Annotated in this window: 1 protein-coding gene and 1 pseudogene; both read right to left on the minus strand. The window is 73.3% G+C overall.

Translation table 11 applies throughout. The annotated features are described in order from the left end of the window. A partial coding sequence (locus tag SSOG_RS55995) for an SDR family NAD(P)-dependent oxidoreductase (protein WP_245606298.1) occupies positions 1-4750 on the minus strand: 4750 nt, incomplete at its 3' end. Positions 4751-4901: 151 nt separating this feature from the next. Beyond that, positions 4902-6022: pseudogene (locus SSOG_RS57470) on the minus strand (acyltransferase domain-containing protein); the annotation flags it as partial.

Genomic DNA, 6022 nt, shown 5'->3' on the forward strand with positions numbered 1-6022 from the left:
CATCCGCCGCCGACACACCCGCATTCGCCAACGCGGCCCGAATCACCCGCTGCTGCGACGGCCCGTTCGGCGCCGTCAGACCATTGGACGCACCGTCCTGATTCACCGCCGAACCACGCACCACCGCCAACACCCGATGGCCATTCGCCCGCGCATCCGACAGCCGCTCCAGCAGCAGCATGCCCGCACCCTCGGCCCACCCCGTACCGTCCGCGTCGTCCGAGAACGACCGGCACCGGCCGTCGGGCGACAGCCCGCGCTGACGGCTGAACTCCACGAAGATGGTCGGCGAGGCCATCACCGCGACGCCACCGGCCAGCGCCATCGAGCACTCGCCGTTGCGCAGCGCCTGCACCGCCAGGTGCAGCGCCACCAGCGACGACGAGCACGCCGTGTCTACAGTCACCGCGGGGCCCTCAAGACCCAGGGTGTAGGCGACGCGCCCCGAGATGGCGGAGGTCGTGGTGCCGGTCAGGTAGTAGCCGTCGCTGCCCTCGGCGGCGTTCTCCCTGCCGAAGGCGTACCCCTGCGCCGCCGCACCGGCGAACACACCTGCCTGGGAGCCCCGGAGGGAGGCGGGGTCGATGCCCGCCCGCTCGATGGCCTCCCACGACGTCTCCAGCAGCAGCCGCTGCTGCGGGTCCATCGCCACGGCCTCACGCGGGGAGATGCCGAAGAAGTCCGCGTCGAAGTCGGCGGCGGTCTTGAGGAAGCCGCCGGTGCGCACGTACGACTTCCCGGGGCGGTCCGGGTCGGCGTCGTACAGCGTGTCGAGGTCCCAGCCGCGGTCGGTCGGGAAGTCGGTGATGCTGTCCCCGCCGGAGGCCAGCAGATCCCACAGCGCCTCCGGGGAGTCGGCCTCGCTCGGGTAGCGGCACCCGATGCCGACGATGGCGATCGGCTCGTCCGCCCGCAGGGCCGGGACCTGCGCGGGAGCCATGGCGGCGCCGCCGATCTCGGGCTGGGCGCCGAGCAGTTCGTCGCGCAGCTGGCGGGCGAGGGCGTTGGGGGTGGGGTGGTCGAAGATGAGGGTGGCGGGCAGTCGCAGCCCGGTGGCGGCGTTGAGCCGGTTGCGCAGCTCCACGGCGGTCAGCGAGTCGAAGCCGAGATCCTTGAACGCCCGGCTCTCCTCCACCGCGCCCGCCGAGCCATGACCGAGCACGATCGCGACATGCCCGCGCACCAGCTCCGACAGCTCCGCGAGCTGTTCGGCCTCGGAGCGGCCCGCCAGCTGCTGGCCCAGTCCCCCGGTGCCCGCCGCGCTGCGCCCGGCGGCCGCGGCCCGGCCACGTCGTACGGCGCCTCGTACGAGGCCGCGCAGCATGGTCGGCGCCTCGTCGCCCAGCGAACGCAGCGCGGCCATGTCCAGCCGCACCGGCAGCAACAACGCCTCATCAGCCGCCACACCGGCGTCAAAGAGCGCCAGCCCCTCATCCGACGACACCGCCGCCAAGCCCGAACGAGCAATCCGCGCCAGATCCGCCTGACCCAACTCACCGGTCATCCCACTGCGCTGCTCCCACATCCCCCACGCCAACGACGACGCAGGCAACCCCTCAGCCCGCCGCACCGCCGCCAACGCGTCCAGGAACACATTCGCCGCCGCGTAATTCCCCTGACCCGCACTCCCCAGCACACCCGCAGCCGACGAAAACAGCACGAACGCCGACAGCCCCAACTCACGCGTCAACTCATGCAAATTCCACGCCGCATCCACCTTCGGACGCATCACCCCATCAACCCGCTCCGGCGACAACGCCGACACCAGACCGTCATCCACCACACCCGCCGCATGCACCACCGCCGACAACGGACGCTCAGCCGGAATCCCCGCCAGCAACTCCGCCAGCGCATCGCGATCGGCCACATCGCAGGCCACCACCCGGGCCCGCGCACCCAGCTCCGACAGCTCCGCCACCAGCTCCGACGCGCCTTCGGCGTCCGGGCCACGACGGCTGACCAGCAGCAATTCCCGCACACCGTGTTCCACCACCAGGTGCCGCGCCACCAGACCGCCGAGGGTCCCGGTGGCGCCGGTCACCAGGGCGGTGCCCGTGCCCGTTCCGGCCAGCGGGGCGGGGATGGTGAGCAGCACCTTGCCGATGTGCCGGGCCTGGCTGAGGTAGCGGAATGCCTCGGGAGCGCGCCGTACGTCCCAGGTCGTGGCGGGCAGCGGGGTGAGCACGCCGTGCTCGAACAGCTCCAGCAGTTCGACCAGCATCTCCTGGGTACGGTCCAGCCCGGCTTCGGCCAGGTCGAACGCCTGGTAGACGACGCCCGGGTGGGCCGCGGCGACCTCGGCCGGGTCGCGCTGGTCGGTCTTGCCCATCTCCAGGAAGCGGCCGCCGCGGGGCAGCAGGCGGAGCGAGGCGTCCACGAAATCGCCCGCGAGGGCGTCCAGCACCACGTCCATGCCCCGGCCGTCGGTCGCGGCGCGGAAGCGGTCCTCGAAGTCCAGCGTGCGGGAGGAGGCGATGCGCGTGTCGTCGAGGCCGGAGGCGCGCAGCGCGTCCCACTTGCCCTCGCTGGCCGTGCCGAAGACGTCCGCGCCCCAGTGGCGCGCGAGCTGTACGGCCGCCATGCCGACTCCGCCGGCGGCGCTGTGCACCAGCACCGATTCGCCGGACCGCAGCCCGGCCAGGTGGCGCAGGCCGTAGTACGCGGTCAGGAAGACGACGGGCACGGAGGCGGCCCGTACGAACGACCACCCCGCGGGCATCGGCGCCACCATCCGCCGGTCGGTGACGGCGACCGGGCCGAACGCGCCGGAGAAGAGGCCCATCACGCGGTCGCCGGGGGCCAGGTCGGTCACCCCCTCACCGACCTCGATCACCACGCCCGCGGCCTCGTGGCCCATCGTGGCCTTGCCCTCCACCACGCCCAGGGCCAGCACCACATCCTTGAAGTTCATCCCGGCCGCCCGGACCTGGACCCGCACCTGACCTGCGGCCAGCGGCTGTTCGGCCTCGGGGCACTCCAGCAGCTCCAGGTTGGCGAACGAGCCCGTGTTCTCGATCTCCAGTCGCCAGGCGGACACCCCGGCGGGCGGGGTCAGCGCGCCGTCGCCCTGCGACACCCGGGCCAGGCTCGGTACGCGCACCTCGCCCGCGCGCAGCGCCAGCTGCGGTTCGTCCTGCCCCACGGCCCACGCCAGCGCGCCCGGCAGCGCCTCCCACGACGCCCGCACGCCATCGGTGTCCACCAGCACGAACCGGCCGGGGTTCTCCGTCTGCGCCGACCGCAGCAGCCCCCACACCGGAGCCGCCGCCAGGTCCCGCACCGTCTCCCCGGCCCCGGCCGCCACCGCGCCCGACGTCACCAGCACCAACCGCGAAGCGGCCGCCGCGAACCGCTCGTCCGTCAGCCACGCCTGCACGACCTCCAGCGCCCAACGGCCGCCCGCCCGGGCCTCCTCGGCCACCTCGCGCCCCTCCGGCGCCGGTACGGGCACCACGACGGCGCCCGGCAGCACGGCCCCGGCCGCCACCGCGTCACCCAGCGCGGCCAGATCCGGGTACACCTCTCCCCCGGCGAGGTGCACGGCGTCCGCGCCGATCACCGCCCAGTCGACGGAACGCTCGACGTCGTCCAGCGACGTCGGCGGAACCGCCGCCCACTCGACGCGGAACAGCTCGTCGTCCCGCCCGGCCGTGCTGGCGATCTGGTCGGGGTCCACTTCCCGCATGACCAGGGACTCGATCGTCGCAACGGGCTGCCCGGTGCTGTCCGCGACCAGCGCCGAGACCGCGTCCGTACCGGCCGGAGCCAGCCGTACCCGCAGCGCACCGGCGCCCGCCGCGTGCAGCGACACCCCGCGCCACGCGAACGGCAACCGGGCGCGGTCGTCGGGGAAGAGGCCGCCGAACTTCACGCTGTGCAGCGCCGCGTCCAGCAGCGCCGGATGCACGCCGAAGCGCGCCGCCTCCGCCTGCTGCTCCTCGTCCAGCGCGACCTCGGCGAACACCTCCTCGCCACGCCGCCACACCGCCCGTACACCCTGGAACACCGACCCGTAGCTGTAACCGGCGGCCACCAGGTCCGCGTACATGTCGCCAGAAGCCACCGGCTCCGCGTCCACCGGCGGCCATACCGCCAGCTCATCGGCCGTCGGCCGCGCACCGCCCGTGCCCAGCACACCCATGGCGTGGCAGGTCCACGCGTCGTCCGACGACGTGTCCTCCGGCCGGGAGTACACGGTCAGCGAACGCCGCCCGGCCTCGTCCGGCTCGTCCACCACCAGCTGGAGCAGCACACCGCCGCTCTCCGGCATCACCAGCGGCGCCTGAAGCGTCAGCTCTTCCACCACATCGCAACCGACCTGGTCACCGGCGCGCACCGCCAGCTCGACAAACGCCGTTCCGGGCAGCAGCACCGCGCCCGCCACCACGTGATCGGCCAGCCACGGATGCGTACGCAGCGACAGCCGCCCCGTCAGCAGCAGCCCGTCCGCGCCCGCCAATTCCACGGCCGCGCCCAGCAGCGGATGCTCCGCCGAACCGAGCCCCAGCCCGGCCGCGGCCCCGGAGCCCACCGCGTCCGCGGGCACGTCCAGCCAGTACCGCTCGCGCTGGAAGGCGTACGTGGGCAGGTCGACGCGGGACGCACCCGTCCCCTCGAACGCCTGCGTCCAGTCCGCCGACGCGCCATGGGCCCACGCCCGGGCCACGCCCTCGACGAACGCCTGCTCCTCGGCACGGTCCGCCCGCAGCACCGGCACGAACGCCGCCTCGGGCAGGGTCTCGGCGCCCATCGCGCTCAGCGCACCGCCCGGACCGACCTTCGACGCACACCGACACACCCTGGTGCGCCCAGGGCCCGGCACACCATCGGCGAACCGCACGGGCCTCCCGCACATGCCGCACCCAGTACTCCGCCGAGCCCAGCTCATCGCCCGAAGCCAGCGCCCCGGTCACGTTGGAGACGACGGGGATCCCCGGCGCCCCGTACGTCAGCCCCTCGGCCACGGAACGGAACTCGGCGAGCATCGGCTCCATGCGCGGCGAGTGGAACGCATGCGACACCCGCAGCCGCTTGGTCTTACGCCCCAGCTCAGCCAGCTCACCAGCGATCCCAAGGACCACGTCCTCATCACCGGAGAGCACCACCGACGACGGACCATTGACCGCCGCGATACCCACCCGGTCCTCACAACCGGACAACAACGGCGCCACCTCGGCCTCGGCAGCCTGCACCGCCACCATCGCACCACCAGAAGGCAGCGCCTGCATCAACCGACCACGCGCCGCCACCAACCTCGCCGCGTCCGCCAGAGAGAACACACCCGCCACATGAGCTGCCGCGATCTCGCCGATGGAATGCCCGCCCACGAAGTCCGGCGTTACACCGAAGGACTCCACCAGCCGGAACAGCGCCACCTCAACGGCAAACAAACCCGCCTGGGTGAACACCGTCTCATCCAGCAGACCCGACGCCCCGGCCTCGCCGAACACCACATCCCGCACCGAGCACTCCACATGCCCGGCCAACTCCCCATCCAGCAGCCCGCACGCCTCGTCAAAGACCCGTGCGAACACCGGGAACCGGCCATACAACTCACGGCCCATGCCCACCCGCTGCGAACCCTGACCCGAGAACACCACCGCCACCCGGCCACCACCACCGGCCACACCCCGGCCGACCACCACGCCCGGGGCCTCCTCACCCCGCGCCACCACCCCGAGACCGGCCACCAGCTCGTCCCGCGAACCGCCCATGATCACGGCACGGTCCTCCAGCGCGGCGCGCCCCGCCGCCAGCGACCAGCCCACATCCACCGGCGACGGCCCGGCGTCACCCTCCACCTGGGACAGCAGGCGCGCGGCCTGGCCCCTCAAGGCAGTCTCGCCACGCCCCGAGACCACCCACGGCACCACCGCAGGCGCCACACCGACCGCCTGCTCCTCCTCCACGGCCGGGGCCTGCTCCACGATCACGTGCGCGTTCGTCCCGCTCACACCGAACGAGGACACGCCCGCACGCCGCGGACGGTCGTCGGCCTCCGGCCACGCCCGCGCCTCGCTCA

The sequence above is a fragment of the Streptomyces himastatinicus ATCC 53653 genome (genome assembly GCF_000158915.1).
GTDB lineage: Bacteria > Actinomycetota > Actinomycetes > Streptomycetales > Streptomycetaceae > Streptomyces > Streptomyces himastatinicus.